We start from the raw sequence: 15818 nt of genomic DNA, 5'->3' as shown, positions 1-15818 counted from the left end.
GGCGGAGACCCGAGCGTCGCGCCGCGACGCCTCGAAAAGCCCATAACGCGCGAGCGGCCTAGTCCGTGACGAGATGGCAAAGCGCCTCATCGCGGGACTCCTGTTGATCCCGCTCGCGGACGCGCTCCTCCTCGTGGCGTCGAGCGCGTTCCTCGACTGGCGGCTCATCGTCGCCCTCGTCGTGCTCACCGGCCTCCTCGGGATGCTGGCCGTGCGCGCCGAGGGCCGACACACCCTGCGGCGCATCCAGCGCTCGCTCGCGCGGGGCGAGCCGCCGACGGACGAACTCGTCGACGGCGGCCTCCTCGTCGCCGCCGGCGCGTTCCTCCTCACGCCCGGGTTCGTCACCGACGTCGTCGGCTTCCTCCTCGTCTTCCCGCCGACGCGCCGCCTCGTTCGGGGCGTCGTCAAATCCCGATTCGTCGTTCCAAAGATGGACGAGATGACCGGCGGGTTCGCCACCGGCAACGTCTACACGTTCGGCTTCCCGAGCGGCGACGGCGGGATGGGACCGATGGGCGGGAGCGGTCCCAGACCGGGGGGCTCCGGCGGTCCGGGCGGACGCCGCGACGGCGACACGGTCGACATCGACGAGGAGGCCTACGACGTAGAGTTCGACGACGAGGACGGCCGGACGACGGACTGAGCGGATCGCCCGACGGCGTGGCAAGGCGTCCCTGGGCTCCCCCGAAAGGAAACCCTTAACCTTCTCACCCGGCAACGAAGTGATGGACGCAGCGGGCGCGGGCTAGTAGCTCAACTAGGTAGAGCGCCACTCTGATAAGGTGGAGGCTTGCGGTTCAAATCCGCACTGGCCCACTCGTTTTTCTGACGTGTCGCCAGCCGTCTCCGATACGTCTCCGTCGCTCCCGAACTGAACCGAACCGTTGACCCTCGCGGACGCCCAAGCCCGACCATGAGCGAACGGTACTCGCGGTGGACGCTGGCCACGTTGGCCGTCGTGGGAATCCTCGGACCGGGGATGGCGCACTACTACCTCAACCGCGCGGGCTATCCGCTGGTGGCGGACGTCGTCTTCGTCGCCGGCTATCTCGGCGTGGCGTTCCTCCTCTGGCACGGGTGGCTCCGCCACGTCGACATCGGGGCGAACTGAGCCGGCGCGGAGGGGAGCGTTTACGGCCGTCGCCCCACATCGACCGTACATGGCGAGCGAACAGGAGTCGGGGGAGTGGCCGCTGAAGCGCCTGCTGAGCGAGGTCGTCGGGTCGGGGCCGAAATCGGCGGAGGACATGACGCGCGCGCAGGCGACGGGGGCGTTCGAGCGCGTCCTGCGCGGGGAGCCGGATCCGACGACGCTGGGGGCGTTCTGGCTGGCGAATCGGTGGAAGAAGAACACGCCGACGGAGCTCGCGGCGTACCGCGACGTGATGGCGCGCGACTCCGTGGCCTCGATGGCCCCCGAGTGCGACCCCGTGGACTGCGGGGCGAACTACGACGGGAAGGGACGAACGGCGCTGCTCGGCGTCGCGGCGGGCCTCGTCGCGGCCGGCGCGGGCACGCCCGTCGTCGTCCACTCGGGTGACCGCGTCCCGTCGGGCGAGGGCGTCGCGTACAAACACGTCCTCGACGAGCTCGGCGTGGAGACGGACCTCGATCCCGCCGCCTCGGCGGCGATGACGGACGACGTGGGCTTTGGCTTCTACTACCAGCCGAACTTCAACCCGGGCGTCCACGGCCTGCTCGACCGTCGGAAGCAGATGGGCGTCCGCACGTTCGTCAACACCGTCGAGACGCTGGCGAACCCCGCGAGGGCGGACGTCCACCTCGGGAGTTTCTACCACCTCTCGTTCGCCAAGAAGCTCACCGAGACCGTCGCGACGAGCGAGACCGCGGAGTTCTCGCGGGTACTCCTCTTCCAGGGGTTGGAGGGGTACGACGACGTCCGTCCGGGCTCGACGACGGTCGCGGAGTGGGACGGCGACGCCCTTGAGGACTTCACCATCGAGACCGAGGCGTACGGGATGGCGGTCGAGAACGCGGACCTCGAAGTCGCGGACGTCGCCGCGGACTCAGCGCGCATCACGGCGGGCGTGCTCGCGGGCGAGCGGACGGACGCCTTCGCGGACGCCGTCGCGCTCAACGCCGCGCTGCGCCTCTACGCGGCCGAGGACGTCGCGGACATCGAGGAGGGGATCGCCGTCGCGCGCGAGACCATCGAGACGGGCGCGGCCGCCGAGACCCTCGCGGACCTGCGGGCGTTCTCGCCCTGACGCCTCGACCGAACGACCGGCCGCGCGTCGCCGCGCGGATCGCACCGGTGGCGTTTTCCGTTCTTGCACCCATCCCCGAGTATGAGCGAGCTGACGGCGACGCTGCACACGAGCGAGGGCGACATCGAGATCGAGCTCTACCCGGAGAAGGTTCCGACGACGGTCGGGAACTTCGTCGGGCTCTCGAACGGGAAGATCGCGTGGGAGGACCCCGAGACGGGCGAGGTCGTCGAGAACGAGGCGTACTACGAGGACGTGCCGTTCCACCGGATCATCAGCGACTTCATGATCCAGACGGGCGACCGGACCGGGACGGGGCGGGGCGGCCCGGGCTATCAGTTCGACGACGAGTTCCACGAGGACCTCCGCCACGACGACGCCGGCACCGTCTCGATGGCGAACTCCGGGCCGAACACGAACGGCTCGCAGTTCTTCATCACGCTCGACGCCCAACCGCACCTCGACGACCGGCACGCGGTCTTCGGGCAGGTGATCGACGGGATGGACGTCGTCGAGGAGATCGGGAGCGTCCCGACGGACCGCAACGACGAGCCCAGAGAGGACGTCACGCTGGAGTCCGTCTCGATGAACGGCGACACGCGCGACGTCGACTACTCGGGTCTCGGCGTTTAGAGCGGCGTCCAGAGCGAACCGCTCAAGCGCCCGCGACACGAGAAAGGGACATGAGCGACTCGGACGGACTCGACCCCGCGGTGATCGGCGAGGGGGACGCCCCGCCGATCGAGGAGGCACCGTACAAGGTGCTCTTCGAGGCGAACAAGTGCTTCGGCGCGGGGAAGTGCGCCGCCGTCTCCGAGAACTGGGAGATGGACCTCACGAGCGGGATGGCGCGTCCCGTGGCCTTCTTCTTCGGCGAGGATGACCTCGCGCACAACGTCGCCGCCGCCGAGGCCTGCCCGGCGAAGAAGGGCCGCGGCGTCATCCACGTCGTCAACCGCCGGACGGACGAGGAGGTCGCGCCCGATCCCGAGGGCGACGGCACGATCTCCGTCGACTGGTGACGTAAACGAAAACGGTTTGCGCCGGCCGCGTGAAGGGACGGCCGCGAGAGTGGCCGAGTGGCCAAAGGCGGCGGGCTTAAGACCCGCTCCCGTAGGGGTACGTGGGTTCGAATCCCACCTCTCGCATTCCTGCGAGCGACGCGAGCAGTGAATCGAGACTGTGAGATTCGAATCAGTGAGTGAAGCGAAGCGGAACGACCGTGGTTCGAATCCCACCTCTCGCACTCCGACGACCGGAGGGGGGTCGTGAGTCGAGACGAGGGATTCGCGGCCCAGCGAGTTGCAGCGCGAACGGAGGGAGTGACCGTCTCACGTTGGTTCGAACCCCACCGCTCGCACTCTGATGAGCGACGCGTCGAGTCGACGACGCGCCCCCGACGGCGCGCCACGACCGTCGACCGGGCCGTCGTCTCCCGCTTTGGGGATCACGTTCTTGTAGGAGGGGGGTGAAGTCGGAGTGTATGTACGATCGGATTCTAGTGCCGACGGACGGGAGCCCGGAGAGCGAGGACGCGATCGACGAGGCGATGGAGCTCGCCGAGCTGACGGGCGCGACGGTCGTCGCGCTGTACGCCGTCGACACCCGCGACTACACGGCGCTACCCGAGGCGAAGTGGACCACGCTGCAGGACGAACTGTACGCGGAGGGCGAGGAAGCGGTCGCGGCGGTCGCCGAGCGGGGCGACGAGGAGGGCATCCCGGTCGAGAAGATCGTCGCGGAGGGATCGCCCCACGAGGTCATCCTCGACACCGTGACGGATGAGGACTGCGACGCGATCGTGATGGGGACGCACGGCCGCTCTGGCGTCGAGCGCTTCCTCCTCGGGAGCGTGACGGAGCGCGTCCTCCGACACGCCGAGGTCCCGGTGATGGTCGTCCGGGTCGGGGAGTGACGCTCAGCCGACGAGGAGCCACGCGAGCGCGATAGCGACCCCGGCGCCGCCGAGGTTCGCGCCCGCGTGGACGGCGGCGCGGGGACGGTCGCCGTCCTCCCAGAGGCGCACGGTCTCGACGGCGAACGAGGAGAACGTGGTGAACGAGCCGCAGGCGCCGGTCCCGAGGAGGAGGACGAGATCGTCGCCCGCGCCGGCGGCGGTGAGCGCGGCGAGACAGAAGCTCCCGACGACGTTGACGACGAGCGTGCTCGCGGGATAGGCGTCGGCGGTGACGAGTTCGCCGACGAGCGTGCGGAGGAGCGCGCCGAGCGCGCCGCCGACTCCGACGAGGTAGGCGGGGTCGGTGAGTGGGGTCACGCGGACTCACCCCGGGTGCTGCGACGGGCGAGCGCGCGGCCGGCGGCGACGGCGGCGAAGCCGAGCGCGTAGGTGGCGACGACGTTGCCGACGAGGACGAGCGGCGGGGACTGCGCGCTCTGGAGGGCGAACGTACTGTACGTGGTGAGCGACGAGAGGAAGCCCGTGGAGACGGCGAGGCGCGTCTCGGGGGAGAGTGACCCCGCGTAGCGGGACTCGTAGAGGACGAACCCGAGGAGGAAGGCCCCACCGACGTTGGCGAGCAGCGTGCCGCCGAGACCGGGGACGGCGAGGCTCACGGCGTACCGACAGTTCGCGCCGGCGAACCCGCCGAGGGCGACCAGCGCGAGGACTTCGATGCGTGCGAGGAGCGGGCCGGAAGTGAGGGTGCCGGTGGACATGGCTGTGTGAGAAGGCGTCATCAGCCGGCGGACCCGGCGGTTCGGGCGGACGCCATCGCCGCGGTCACGTCGACGGTCGTCGGGCACCTACTTACGCCCGGCGGAGTAGCGCAACGCCCATTTCCGTCGCGGCCGTTCCCCCCGTATGAGCGACGGAGACATCCGAGCGGCGTTCGCGGCCCACCCGACGTTCGAGGACGCGGGCGACGGCGCGTACGCGCCGACGACGAACGACTGGGACGCGACGGTGGTCGTAGAGGACGGGGCGGTGACGGTGACGGTGCGCGTCCCGACGCTGTCGGCGTCGGTAACGGAACGCGAGGACGTGGCGCCGGTGGTCGAGGACGGGTGGTTCGAGACGCTGGCGCTCCGCCTCGACGACGCGACGAACGTGACGCGCGCCGAAGCGCGGGGCGACCCGACGGTCGAGCGCGACGACGGCGACGTCGTCTTCGAGGCGACGATCGACGCGCGCCCGGAGAACGCCGGGGACGACGCGCTCGCCGTCGTGAACTACGTCGAAGGGACGTGGTTCGAGGGGATCATCCCGGGCTACGATTACCGCGAGGGCGTCCAGGACCTCCGGGATCGAGCGGCCGGGAACGCGCAAGCCGATCAGCTCTGAGCGGAGAGAGGCCGAGGCTAGGGGATCACTCGACGCGCTCGTCGAGCACCGACTCGACGCGCTCGCGGACGTCGTGGACGGGCCGTTCGGCGTCGATCCGAACGAAGCGCTCGGGATCGGCGGCGATCAGGGCCTCGTAGTTCTCGCGGACGCGTTCGAGGAACGCGACCTGCTCGAACTTGTTCGTCGCGCCGGCGCGTTCGGCGGCGACCTCGGGATCGACGTCGAAGTAGAGCGTGAGATCGGGGGGGCGAGTCCACGGCGCGTGAATTCGGCGGACGAAATCGACCGGGTCGTCGACGACGCCGTCGAGGGCGACGCCCTGATAGGCGTAGCGCGAATCGGAGTAGCGATCGGAGACGACGACGTCGCCGCGCTCCAGCGCGGGGCGGACGGTCCGCGAGAGGTGGGCGGCGTGGTCGGCCGTGTAGAGGAACGCCTCGGCGAGCGGATCGGCGTCGTCGTCGCGGACGGAGCGAAGGACGGCCTCGCCATACCACGAGTCGGTGGGTTCGCGGGTGAACGCGTAGCCGTCGCCACGGGCCTCCCGGAGCGCCCCCCACGCGGTCGTCTTGCCGCTCCCGTCGATCCCTTCGAGCGTGACGAGCATACGCGTCGTTCCCGACGGGCCGGTTTAGGCGTGCCGTCTCGGCCGCCGGCCGACGAGCCGGGGTATCGGTGTGAAACGGAGGTAGTTTTAGGGCGGTGTCGTGCGAACGCTCGGGACATGAAGGTCCTCGTCACGGGCGGCACGGGATTCATCGGGACGCACCTCTGCCGCGAACTCGACGAACGCGGCCACGACGTGACCGCGCTCTCGCGCTCGCCGGGCGACGCGCGGATCGCCGACGGCGTCGAGACCGCGACCGGCGACGTGACGGCGTACGACTCCATCGCGGGCGCCTTCGAGGGCCAAGACGCCGTCGTCAACCTCGTGGCGCTCTCGCCGCTGTTCAAACCGCGGGGCGGCGACGAGCGGCACTTCGCGGTCCACGTCGAGGGGACGCGGAACGTCGTGAACGCCGCCGAGGAGCACGGCGTCGGGAAGATCGTGCAGCTGTCGGCGCTCGGAGCGGACCCCGACGGGGAGACGGCGTACATCCGCGCGAAGGGGCGAGCCGAGGAGGTGGTGCGCGACTCGGAGCTCGCGTGGACGATCTTCCGGCCCTCGGTCGTGTTCGGGGACGGCGGGGAGTTCGTCTCGTTCACGGAGACGCTGACCACGCCGTACGTGACGGCGCTGCCCGGGGGCGGGAAGACGCGCTTCCAGCCGCTCTGGGTCGGCGATCTGGTGGCCATGATCGCGGACGGACTCGACGGCGAGCACGACGGCGCGACCTACGAGGTGGGCGGCCCGGAGGTGTTGACGCTCGCGGACGTGGCGAGAGCCGTCTATCGGTCGAAGGGCCAGTCGCTGACGGTCCTCCCGGTGCCGATGGCGCTCGCGGGGGTCGGGATGTCGCTCGCCGATCCGCTCCCGTTCGTCCCCTTCGGCGACGACCAGTACCGCTCGCTGCGCTTCGACAACACCGTCGCGGAGAACGACGTGACGGCGTTCGGGCGCGATCCCGAGGACCTGACGCGACTCGAAGAGTACCTCGAAGAGGGGCACTAGGCCCGCGGCGGCGCGTGGCGTGCCGTCACGACAGCGGCCGAGCGGTGTGCGACGAAGCCGCTGGCGCCAGTTAGCCCGTGAGACTCCCGGTATCGTCGCGTATCGCCAGACAGTCGGACGACCGTCACACCAACACTTATCCGTCTGATCGCACTCGATACGGCAACGGCCACCAGCATGAAACTCGCAATGATCGGCTTCGGACAAGCCGGTGGGAAGATACTCGATGCGTTCCTCGAGCACGACCAGCAGGCGGGGAGCAACATCGTCCGGGCGGCCGTGGCGGTCAACACGGCGAAGGCCGACCTGATGGGGCTGGAGCACGTCCCGGAGGAGAACCGGGTGCTCATCGGCCAATCGCGGGTGAAGGGCCACGGCGTCGGCGCGGACAACGAACTCGGAGCCGAGATCGCCGAGGAGGACATCGACGAGATCCAGGGGTCGATCGACGACATCCCCGTCCACGAGATCGACGCGTTCCTCATCATCACCGGCCTCGGTGGCGGCACCGGCTCCGGCGGGTCGCCCGTCCTGGCGCGCCACATCAAACGCATCTACACCGAACCCGTCTACGGGCTCGGCGTCCTCCCCGCGGGCGACGAGGGCGGCATCTACACGCTGAACGCCGCGCGGTCGTTCCAGACGCTCGTGCGCGAGGTCGACAACCTCCTCGTCTTCGACAACGACGCGTGGCGCAAGACCGGCGAGTCGATGCAGGGGGGCTACGCGCAGATCAACGAGGAGATCGTCAAACGCTTCGGCATCCTCTTCGGCGCGGGCGAGGTCGAGCAGGGCGGCGAGGTCGCGGAGAGCGTCGTCGACTCCTCCGAGATCATCAACACGCTCGCGGGCGGTGGGGTCTCGACGGTCGGGTACGCGGCGGAGAGCGTCGCGGACGAGAAGGGGGGCGGTGGCATCCTCTCGCGGTTCACCGGCTCGAACGAGGAGAGCTCGCTGGACTCGGCGAACACGACGAACCGGATCACGTCGCTCGTCCGGAAGGCCGCGCTCGGGCGGCTCACTCTCCCCTGCGAGATCGACGGCGCGGAGCGGGCGCTGCTCGTCACCGCCGGCCCCTCGAAGTTCCTCAACCGGAAGGGGATCGAGCGCGGGCGCAAGTGGCTCGAAGAGCAGACCGGCTCGATGGAGGTGCGCGGCGGCGACTACCCCGTCGAGGCCTCCGACAACGTCGCGGCCGTCGTCCTGCTCAGCGGCGTGACGAACGTCCCGCGGATCAAGGAGCTCCAACAGGTCGCCATTGAGGCCCAGGAGAACATCGGCGAGATCGAATCGGAGAGCGAACAGAACTTACAGGAGCTCGTCGAAGACGACGACGATGAACTCGAGCCGCTGTTCTAAGCTCGCGCTCGCGGCGCTCGTGCTCCTCGCGACGGCCGCCGGCGGCGCGCTCGCCGTCGACGCGAGCGGCGACGTGCCCCAGAGCGCCGAGGTCGGCGCGAAACAGGAGACGCAGTTCACGTTCACGGATCCCTTCTCCGGGCAGTACAACGAGTGGACGCTTCGCGGCGAGACGGAGCTGACGGACGTGACGTGGGTCGTGACGACGTACGACAACACCGGCGCGCAGGTCGACAAGCGGGTGTTGAACGGCCGGTCGTTCGATTACGATCTGGAGGCGAGCGAGGGCGTCACGCGCGTGACCGTCGACCTGACGGGCACGACGCCGCCGGTCGAGCGCTGGAGCTACGAGCCGGCGCAATCGATCACGTACGCGGCGTTCACGCAGGCCCAACCCGGCGGCTCGGCGACGGTGATCGAGACGTGGGACGACGTCCGGCCGTACACGGAGGCGAGTCAGAGCGCCCGGATGGAGATCGAGCAGTCCGAGAGCGCGGTCGAGAGCGCCGCGGCGTCGGGCGCGGGGATCGGTGACGCCCGCGACCTCCTGCAGAACGCGAAGTCCGCGTACAACGCGGGGAACTTCGACAACGCGGTCTCGCTGGCGAACCAGGCGGAGTCGCGGGCCGACGCGGCCTCCTCCTCCCAGCGGACCCAGCGCTGGGCGCTCATCGGCGGCGGTGTCGTCGTGCTCCTCGTGATCCTCGGGGGGATCGTCTGGTGGTACCTGAATCAGCGCGACACCTACGACCGCCTCGGCTGAAGTCACACGGCTTTTTCGCCTCGGCCGGGTAGCGGGTGACGATGCGGACGCTCGTCCCGTTCGACGCGACGGATCCGAAGACGCGTCTCGACGCGCTGTTCTCGCCCGCGGAGCGCCGCGAGCTGGCGGCGGTGATGCTCGCGGACGTCCTCGACGCGGTGCACGCGGCGGGTGGCGAGCCGCTCGTCGTCGCCACCGAGGACGTCGCGTGCGACGCGCCGGTCGCGGTGGACGAGCGGGGGCTGAGCGACGCCGTGAACGCGCGCCTCGATCCGGGGACGGCGGTCGTGATGGCGGACCTCGCGCTGGCGACGCCGCGCGTCCTCCGGTCCCTCTTCGCGGCGTCGGGCGACGTCGTCCTCGCGCCCGGCCTCGGCGGCGGGACGAACGCGCTCGTCGTCCGCGACGACGGCTTCGCGGTCGACTACCACGGCGCGTCGTACCGCGACCACCTGCGGAACGCCGCGGCGGCGGGCTGTTCGGTGCGGGAGTTCGACGCGGCGCGCCTCGCCCTCGACGTCGACGAGCGCGCGGACCTCGCGGACGTGTTGTCGCGCGGCGAGGGGCGGACGCCCAGGTGGCTCAGAGACGCGGGCGTCGCGCTCGCCGACGGCGCTGGGCGGACGAACGTCACCCGGAGGGAGTGACCCGGTCGCGGGCGTCGCGCTCGGTGATGGACGTGTCGCGGCGGGCTGTCAGTACCGCCGTGACGCCGCGCACGTCGGAGACGCCGCGGTATCGGAGGCCGTGGCACCGGTGTCGGTCGACGCGTGGCGGCTCAGCCGAGGTCGAAGCGCTCCGCGGCCTGTTCCATGTCCTTGTCGCCGCGCCCGGAGAGGTTCACGAGGAGCGTGTCGTGCTCGCCCGCCTCGGCGAGGCGCTTGGCGAGCGCGAGCCCGTGGCTCGATTCGAGGGCGGGGATAATCCCCTCGCACTCCGCGAGGTCGCGGAAGGCGGCGAGCGCCTCGTCGTCCGGGATCCCGGTGTATTCGGCGCGCCCGACGGCGCGGAACATGGCGTGCTCGGGGCCGACCCCGGGGTAATCGAGACCGGCGGAGACGGAGTGGACCTCGACGTCGTCGTCGATGACGCGCGTCTTCATGCCGTGATGACGCCGTCTTCGCCGGCGGCGAGCGGCGCGGCGTGACGCTTCGAGTCCGCGCCCTCGCCGCCGCCCTCCGCGCCGTGGAACTCGACGTCGTCGTCGCGGAAGGCGTGGAAGAGGCCCATGGCGTTCGATCCGCCGCCGACGCAGGCGACGGCGGCGTCGGGGAGGCCGCCGGTGCGCTCGCGGAACTGCTCGCGGGCCTCGTCGCCGATGACGCGCTGGAAGTCCCGGACCATCCGCGGGAAGGGGTCGGGGCCGACGACGCTGCCGACGAGGTAGTGGGTGTCCTCGACGTTCGCCGCGAAGTCCTCGAGGGCGGCGTCGACGGCGTCCGCGAGGCCGGCGTCGCCGCGCGTGACCTCGTTGACCTCGGCGCCCATCAGACGCATGCGGAAGACGTTCATCTTCTGGCGCTCGATGTCCTTCTCGCCCATGTAGATCTCCGTGTCGAGGCCGAGGAGCGCGCCGACCATCGCCGTCGCGGTACCGTGCTGACCCGCGCCCGTCTCCGCGATGAGGCGGTCCTTGCCGGCGTGGTGGGCGAGGAGGCCCTGTCCGAGGGCGTTGTTGATCTTGTGGGCGCCGCCGTGGAGGAGGTCCTCGCGCTTGAGGTAGATCTCGGCGCCGTACTCCGCGGAGAGGCGCTCGGCGTAGTAGAGCGGCGTCGGACGGCCCGCGAAGTCGCGGAGGAACAGATCGAGGTCCGCGCGGAAGTCGTCGTCGTCTCTCAGGTCGTCGTAGGTCGCCGCGAGCTGTTCGAGGGGCGCTTCGAGCGGATCGGGGACGTGGCGGCCGCCGTAGCCGTCGAACGTGCCGGACATACGCGAGGGATTCGCCCTGACCGGCATAAAGCGTGCGCCGCTCGTGGCGGGACGCGTCGCCCCTGTAGCAACGTTTTTCGGCACGGACGCAGTAGCGCCGGGCGTGTTCCCGGGTATCGAGGCGTACGACGTCGACGTGACGGTCGCGGAGCGCGACGTGCGGGACGCGCTCGCGGTCCGTCCGGACGACGTCGCGGCGGCGGACGAGCTCTCCTTCGCGCGGAACGTCTTCCTCCCGCTGACGACGGCGTGTCGCTACACGTGTACCTACTGCACCTACTACGATCCGCCCGGACAGGCGACGCTCATGACGCCCGAGGAGATCCGCGAGACGTGTCGGCGCGGCGCGGCCGCGGGCTGTACGGAGGCGCTCTTCACCTTCGGCGACGATCCGGACGATCGGTACACGGAGATCCACGACGAGCTCGCCGACCTCGGTCACGACTCGATCCACACGTATCTCCGCGAGGCCTGCGAGATCGCCCTGGAGGAGGGGCTCCTCCCGCACAGCAATCCGGGCGATCAGACCTACGAGGAGATGGGGGCGGTCGCGGACGTCAACGCCTCGATGGGCGTGATGCTGGAGACGACCGCCGAGGTGCGGGCGCACGGCGGGCCGCGCTCGAAGGTGCCGGGCCAGCGCCTGAACACCATCGCCAACGCGGGGAAACACGGGATCCCCTTCACGACGGGCATCCTCGTCGGCCTCGGCGAGACGTGGCGCGACCGGGCGGAGAGCCTGCTAGCGATCCGGGAGCTCGATCGACGATACGGGCACGTCCAGGAGGTGATCGTCCAACCGGTCACGGACAACGAGCGCTGGCAGGAGGGGTCGCCGTCGACGGCGACGATGCGTCGCGCGGTGGCGATGGCGCGCGCCGTCCTCCCGGAGGGCGTCTCCGTGCAGGTACCGCCGAACCTCATGGACGCCCGCGACGTCGTCGACTGCGGGATCGACGACTTGGGGGGCGTATCGCCGGTGACGGACGACCACGTCAACCCCGAGTACGCGTGGCCGGCGCTGCGCGAACTGGAGGCCGTCGCCGAGCACGCGGGCGTCCCGCTGACGGAGCGACTCCCGACGTACGAGCGCTACCTCGACGAGGCGTGGCTCTCCGAGCGCATGCTGGCGGCCCTCGACGCGACGGACGAGGCCGGCGAACGCTACCGGGCCGTCCGCGCCGATCCGTAAGGGCTCGCAATTTTTGCCGGTATCTGTGATGAGTTCGTTTGTCTTAAGCGACGGGTGGCGTGGCGTTCGGTCGCTTTGAGGCGTGTTTTGCCGCGAACGAACCGTCGTGGGTGCGGGCGGAATACAGTGAAACCCGGGAGTCGGGGCACCGCTTGCGGACATAGGTACAAAGAGGGTGGCGCGCATCTAGGCGTAACACAGTGAGTCTGAACACGACCGAACAGTGGAAACAGGAGAAACATCCCCTCGATGTCGTCGCGGACCTCCGCGAGTACGCAGAGGAGGAGCTCGGTTTCGACGAGATCGAGGAGCGGGCGGGGGACGGCGAGTGGGAGCGCCTGAAGTGGGCGGGCACCTACACCCAGAAGCAGGAGGGGTACTTCATGATGCGGACGAAGGTCCCCGGCGGCCACCTCACACCCGAGCAGGCCGAGGTCATCGGCGAGGTCGCCGACGAGTACGCGGTCCAGCCCGAGGAGGAGTACGACGAGGTCAACGACGACTACTGGGGCGACGCCTACCTCGACATCACGACGCGACAGGACATCCAGATGCACTGGATCCGCGTCGAGGACATCCCGGAGATCTGGGACAAGTACGACGAGGTCGGCCTCACCACGATCCAGGGATGCGGTGACTCCGCGCGCAACGTCCTCGGCTGTCCCGCGGCGGGCCTCGACGAGCACGAGTGCTTCGACGCCCAGCCGGTCATCGACGCCGTCAGCGACTACTTCACCGGCAACCGCGAGTTCGGCAACCTCCCGCGGAAGTTCAAGATGACGATCACGGGCTGCAAGCACGACTGCGCGCAGTCCCAGATCAACGACGTCGGGCTCGTCCCCGCGAAGAAGGAACTCGACGGCGAGGGCGCCGGCTACACGTACGGCTTCCACCTCCGCGTCGGCGGCGGCCTCTCGGACGGCCCGCGGATGGCCTCGAACCTCGACGTCTTCGTCCGCCCGGAGGACGCCGTCGAGCTCTGCCGCGCCATCGCGCAGACGTTCAAGGAGCTCGGCGACCGGCACAACCGCGGCGTCTGCCGGATGCGCTACCTCGTCCAGCAGATGGGCCCGGAGAACTTCGAGCAGGCGGTCCGCGAGCGCTGCGACGTGGAGCTCCCCGAGAGCGGGATCGACCTCACCGAGGGGTACGTCGGCGACCACGTCGGCGTCCACGACCAGAAGCAGGAGGGACTGCAGTACGTCGGCTTCAACGTCATCTCCGGTCGCGTCGGTGGCGACGAGTTCGTCGAGGCCGCACGAGCGGCGAAGGAGTACGGCACCGAGGAGTCGACCATTCGCCTCGCCACCGACCAGAACTTCCTCATCACCCACGTCCCCGAGGAGAACGTCGAGGACCTCGTGAACGAGGAGTTCGCCGAGGACTACCAGCCCGACCCCGGCCCGTTCTCCCGCGGCGCGGTCGCCTGCACGGGCACCGAATACTGCAAGTACGCGATCATCGAGACGAAGGCCCGCACGAAGCAGTGGGCGCGCCAGCTCGACGAGCAGATCGAGACGCCCGACGACCTCGACGTCGTCCGCATGCACATGTCCGGGTGCTCGGCCTCGTGCGCGCAGCCCCAGATCGCCGACGTCGGCTTCCGCGGCGAGACCGTGAAGGTCGAGACCGCGGACAACTCAGACGACGACATCGTCGAGGGCATGGACGTCGGCCTCGGGGGAAGCCTCGGCGCCGACAACGCCTTCATCGACTGGGTGGAGACCGCCGTCCCCGCCGGGAGCGTCACCGACGCCCTGGAGGAGCTGTTTGCCGTCTACACCGAGGAGCGCACGGAGGGCGAGCGCTTCTACGAGTGGACGCGCCGCGTCGACAACGACCGCCTGCGCACCGTGATGCAGCGTGCCGACGGCCCCGTCTCGACGGGGGTGGCGCACGGTGACTGAACGCCCCCAACCGGGCGTTCCGAGCGCCGGATCGTCGAACGCGAGCGACGGCGGGAACGAGGGCGAGGCCTGCGGGAGCGACTGTGGCTGCTCGACGGGTGCCGGCCAGAGCCGGAGCGCGAACGCGGACGTCCGCGCGGACGGTGGAGCCGTCAACGTCGACGAGAACGGTCAGCTCGGCGACCTGGAGTTCACCGAGCCCTCGACGGGCAAGAGCCAGGACGTCGACTCTCCGGGCGCGGAGCCCGACAAGCGCGTCGGCGTCCCGGAGGGCGTCGATCTCGACACCCCCGAGTACTCGATCCGCTCGGAGATGAACGACATCGAGACGCCCGACGAGAAGACGTGGTTCACGGAGCTGGACGAGGCGGTCATCGACGCCGACCGCTGTATCCAGTGTGGGACCTGCGTCGCCGCCTGTCCTTCCGACTCCATCGGCGTCGGCGACGACGGCCACCCCGAGCTCGTCAAGATGTGTACGGGCTGCTCGATGTGTTGGGACTTCTGTCCGCGCGGCGGTCTGCGCTACGAGCGCCAGTGGAAGATCACCGGCGGCGACGACAACGTCAGCGGCGCTGGTGACCCCATCACGGAGTTCACGGCACAGGTTCGCGACGACTGGCACGAGGACGCCCAGGACGGCGGCGTCGTCACCGCCGTCCTCTCCACGCTGCTGGAGGAGGGCGAGATCGACGGTGCGCTCGTCGCCACCGAGTCCGAAGAGGACCCGTGGAAGGCCGAGTCCTTCCTCGCCACGAGCCACGAGGACCTCGTCGAGAACGCCGGCTCGTTCTACAACCAGACGATGGCGCTCGGCAACCTCGACCTCGGGCGGTGGGAGCACAAGCTCCCCGAGAAGGACCCCGAGGACCTCAGCCTCGCGCTCGTCGGCACGCCCTGCGAGATCGAGGGCGTCCGCGCCCTCCAGGACTTCGACTGGTCGAAGGGCGCACAGACGGAGCTCCTCGGGGCCGTCGACTACCGCATCTCGCTGATGTGCACGAAGAACTTCAACTACGAGCGCCTCATCGGTGAGCAGCTCGCCGAGAAGCGCGACATCTACCCCGAGGACATCGGGAAGATGGACGTCATCGAGGGGGAGATGCGCGTCTACGGAAACGACGGCGAGCAGATCATCGCCGAGGACGTCGGCGAGTTCCACGACGCCACCCTCAAGGGCTGTGACGAGTGCGCGGACTTCACCGGCATGACCTCCGACATCACCGTCGGATCCGTCGGCTCCGCGGACGGCTACTCCTCCGTCATCGTCCGCACCGAGGAAGGCATGGAGGCGTGGGAACTCACCGAGCACGCCCTCGAACACCGCGACCTCGACTCGCGCAAGGCGGTCGGGAAGCTCCAGGGCTGGGACAAGAAGAAGGCCTTCGAGTCGCTCGAACGCCCCTTCGATCCGGACGCGCCGCGCTTCATCGACTACACCGACCACGCGGAGTACTACGGCACGCAGGTCGCACCCCACGACCGCGGGCACTGAACCGGCCGGCGGTCCGCCCCGCCGCC

17 protein-coding genes, 2 tRNA genes, 1 pseudogene and 1 riboswitch are annotated in these 15818 nt (G+C 69.8%); of the genes and pseudogenes, 16 read left to right on the top strand and 4 right to left on the bottom strand.

Annotation, left to right across the window (positions count from 1 at the left end; genetic code table 11):
* Nucleotides 1-73 precede the first annotated feature (73 nt).
* The 8 genes from IEX91_RS01480 to IEX91_RS01445 all read left to right on the top strand — a co-directional run bounded on the left by IEX91_RS01480 (nucleotide 74) and on the right by IEX91_RS01445 (nucleotide 4146).
* Nucleotides 74-646, top strand: coding sequence for an FxsA family protein (locus IEX91_RS01480; RefSeq protein ID WP_188876696.1), 573 nt, complete (start codon nucleotides 74-76; stop codon nucleotides 644-646).
* 99 nt (nucleotides 647-745) lie between these two features.
* Nucleotides 746-819, top strand: a tRNA-Ile gene (locus IEX91_RS01475).
* 97 nt (nucleotides 820-916) lie between these two features.
* The gene (locus IEX91_RS01470) at nucleotides 917-1114 is read left to right on the top strand and encodes a hypothetical protein (RefSeq protein WP_188876694.1); all 198 of its coding nucleotides are present in this window, start codon (nucleotides 917-919) and stop codon (nucleotides 1112-1114) included.
* Nucleotides 1115-1163: 49 nt separating this feature from the next.
* Nucleotides 1164-2231, top strand: coding sequence for an anthranilate phosphoribosyltransferase (locus IEX91_RS01465; RefSeq protein ID WP_188876692.1), 1068 nt, complete (start codon nucleotides 1164-1166; stop codon nucleotides 2229-2231).
* Between the two features lie 81 nt (nucleotides 2232-2312).
* A complete protein-coding gene (locus IEX91_RS01460) occupies nucleotides 2313-2864 on the top strand; it encodes a peptidylprolyl isomerase (RefSeq protein ID WP_188876690.1) in 552 nt (183 codons plus the stop codon).
* A gap of 50 nt (nucleotides 2865-2914) precedes the next feature.
* Entirely contained in the window at nucleotides 2915-3253 is a 339-nt protein-coding gene (locus IEX91_RS01455) for a ferredoxin (RefSeq protein ID WP_188876688.1), read from the top strand.
* A 43-nt stretch (nucleotides 3254-3296) separates the two neighbouring features.
* Nucleotides 3297-3379 (top strand) — tRNA-Leu (locus IEX91_RS01450).
* A 335-nt stretch (nucleotides 3380-3714) separates the two neighbouring features.
* Nucleotides 3715-4146, top strand: a complete 432-nt coding sequence (locus IEX91_RS01445; protein ID WP_188876686.1) for a universal stress protein — start codon at nucleotides 3715-3717, stop codon at nucleotides 4144-4146.
* 3 nt (nucleotides 4147-4149) lie between these two features.
* Here the strand turns inward: IEX91_RS01445 and IEX91_RS01440 are convergent, their stop codons facing one another.
* Together IEX91_RS01440 and IEX91_RS01435 are read right to left on the bottom strand one after the other, a co-directional pair.
* Nucleotides 4150-4506: a fluoride efflux transporter FluC gene (locus IEX91_RS01440; protein WP_188876684.1), complete on the bottom strand. Its 357-nt coding sequence runs from the start codon at nucleotides 4504-4506 to the stop codon at nucleotides 4150-4152.
* Complete coding sequence (locus IEX91_RS01435; protein WP_188876682.1) at nucleotides 4503-4907, bottom strand: CrcB family protein; 405 nt, start codon at nucleotides 4905-4907, stop codon at nucleotides 4503-4505. Before IEX91_RS01435 ends, IEX91_RS01440 begins: the two co-directional genes overlap by 4 nt.
* A gap of 4 nt (nucleotides 4908-4911) precedes the next feature.
* Nucleotides 4912-4976, bottom strand: a riboswitch (Fluoride riboswitch).
* A gap of 76 nt (nucleotides 4977-5052) precedes the next feature.
* Between IEX91_RS01435 and IEX91_RS01430 the strand changes: the two genes are divergently transcribed.
* Nucleotides 5053-5532: a DUF5813 family protein gene (locus IEX91_RS01430; RefSeq protein ID WP_188876680.1), complete on the top strand. Its 480-nt coding sequence runs from the start codon at nucleotides 5053-5055 to the stop codon at nucleotides 5530-5532.
* Between the two features lie 25 nt (nucleotides 5533-5557).
* On the opposite strand, the gene tmk is transcribed toward IEX91_RS01430, so the two are convergent.
* Nucleotides 5558-6142 carry a dTMP kinase gene (tmk, locus tag IEX91_RS01425; protein ID WP_188876678.1) on the bottom strand — a complete coding sequence of 195 codons (585 nt, stop codon included), beginning with the start codon at nucleotides 6140-6142 and terminating at the stop codon, nucleotides 5558-5560.
* Nucleotides 6143-6259: 117 nt separating this feature from the next.
* On the opposite strand from tmk, the gene IEX91_RS01420 reads away from it, so the two are divergent.
* From IEX91_RS01420 to cofC, 4 genes are all read left to right on the top strand, one after another.
* Nucleotides 6260-7147, top strand: a complete 888-nt coding sequence (locus tag IEX91_RS01420) for a complex I NDUFA9 subunit family protein (RefSeq protein WP_188876676.1) — start codon at nucleotides 6260-6262, stop codon at nucleotides 7145-7147.
* A gap of 177 nt (nucleotides 7148-7324) precedes the next feature.
* Nucleotides 7325-8506, top strand: coding sequence for a tubulin/FtsZ family protein (locus tag IEX91_RS01415; protein WP_188876674.1), 1182 nt, complete (start codon nucleotides 7325-7327; stop codon nucleotides 8504-8506).
* On the top strand, nucleotides 8484-9269 hold the full coding sequence (locus IEX91_RS01410) for a DUF4398 domain-containing protein (protein WP_188876672.1): 786 nt from the start codon (nucleotides 8484-8486) through the stop codon (nucleotides 9267-9269). Before IEX91_RS01415 ends, IEX91_RS01410 begins: the two co-directional genes overlap by 23 nt.
* Nucleotides 9270-9310: 41 nt before the next feature.
* Nucleotides 9311-9916 (top strand): 2-phospho-L-lactate guanylyltransferase, encoded by a 606-nt coding sequence (gene cofC, locus IEX91_RS01405; RefSeq protein ID WP_188876669.1) that lies wholly within the window; start codon nucleotides 9311-9313, stop codon nucleotides 9914-9916.
* A 131-nt stretch (nucleotides 9917-10047) separates the two neighbouring features.
* Here cofC and trpB read toward each other — a convergent pair.
* A pseudogene (gene trpB / locus IEX91_RS01400) lies at nucleotides 10048-11198 on the bottom strand (tryptophan synthase subunit beta).
* 103 nt (nucleotides 11199-11301) lie between these two features.
* On the opposite strand from trpB, the gene cofG reads away from it, so the two are divergent.
* The 3 genes from cofG (at nucleotide 11302) to IEX91_RS01385 (ending at nucleotide 15792) form a co-directional block, all read left to right on the top strand.
* Nucleotides 11302-12390, top strand: coding sequence for a 7,8-didemethyl-8-hydroxy-5-deazariboflavin synthase subunit CofG (gene cofG, locus IEX91_RS01395; protein ID WP_188876667.1), 1089 nt, complete (start codon nucleotides 11302-11304; stop codon nucleotides 12388-12390).
* Between the two features lie 206 nt (nucleotides 12391-12596).
* Nucleotides 12597-14297, top strand: a complete 1701-nt coding sequence (locus IEX91_RS01390) for a nitrite/sulfite reductase (RefSeq protein WP_188876910.1) — start codon at nucleotides 12597-12599, stop codon at nucleotides 14295-14297.
* Nucleotides 14290-15792: a Coenzyme F420 hydrogenase/dehydrogenase, beta subunit C-terminal domain gene (locus IEX91_RS01385; protein ID WP_188876665.1), complete on the top strand. Its 1503-nt coding sequence runs from the start codon at nucleotides 14290-14292 to the stop codon at nucleotides 15790-15792. Before IEX91_RS01390 ends, IEX91_RS01385 begins: the two co-directional genes overlap by 8 nt.
* Nucleotides 15793-15818: the final 26 nt, after the last annotated feature.

Origin of the sequence: Halarchaeum nitratireducens (genome assembly GCF_014647155.1) — an archaeon.
GTDB lineage: Archaea > Halobacteriota > Halobacteria > Halobacteriales > Halobacteriaceae > Halarchaeum > Halarchaeum nitratireducens.
The sequence above is the reverse complement of the archived record's forward strand: the minus strand, read 5'-3'. Positions and strand labels throughout refer to the sequence as shown.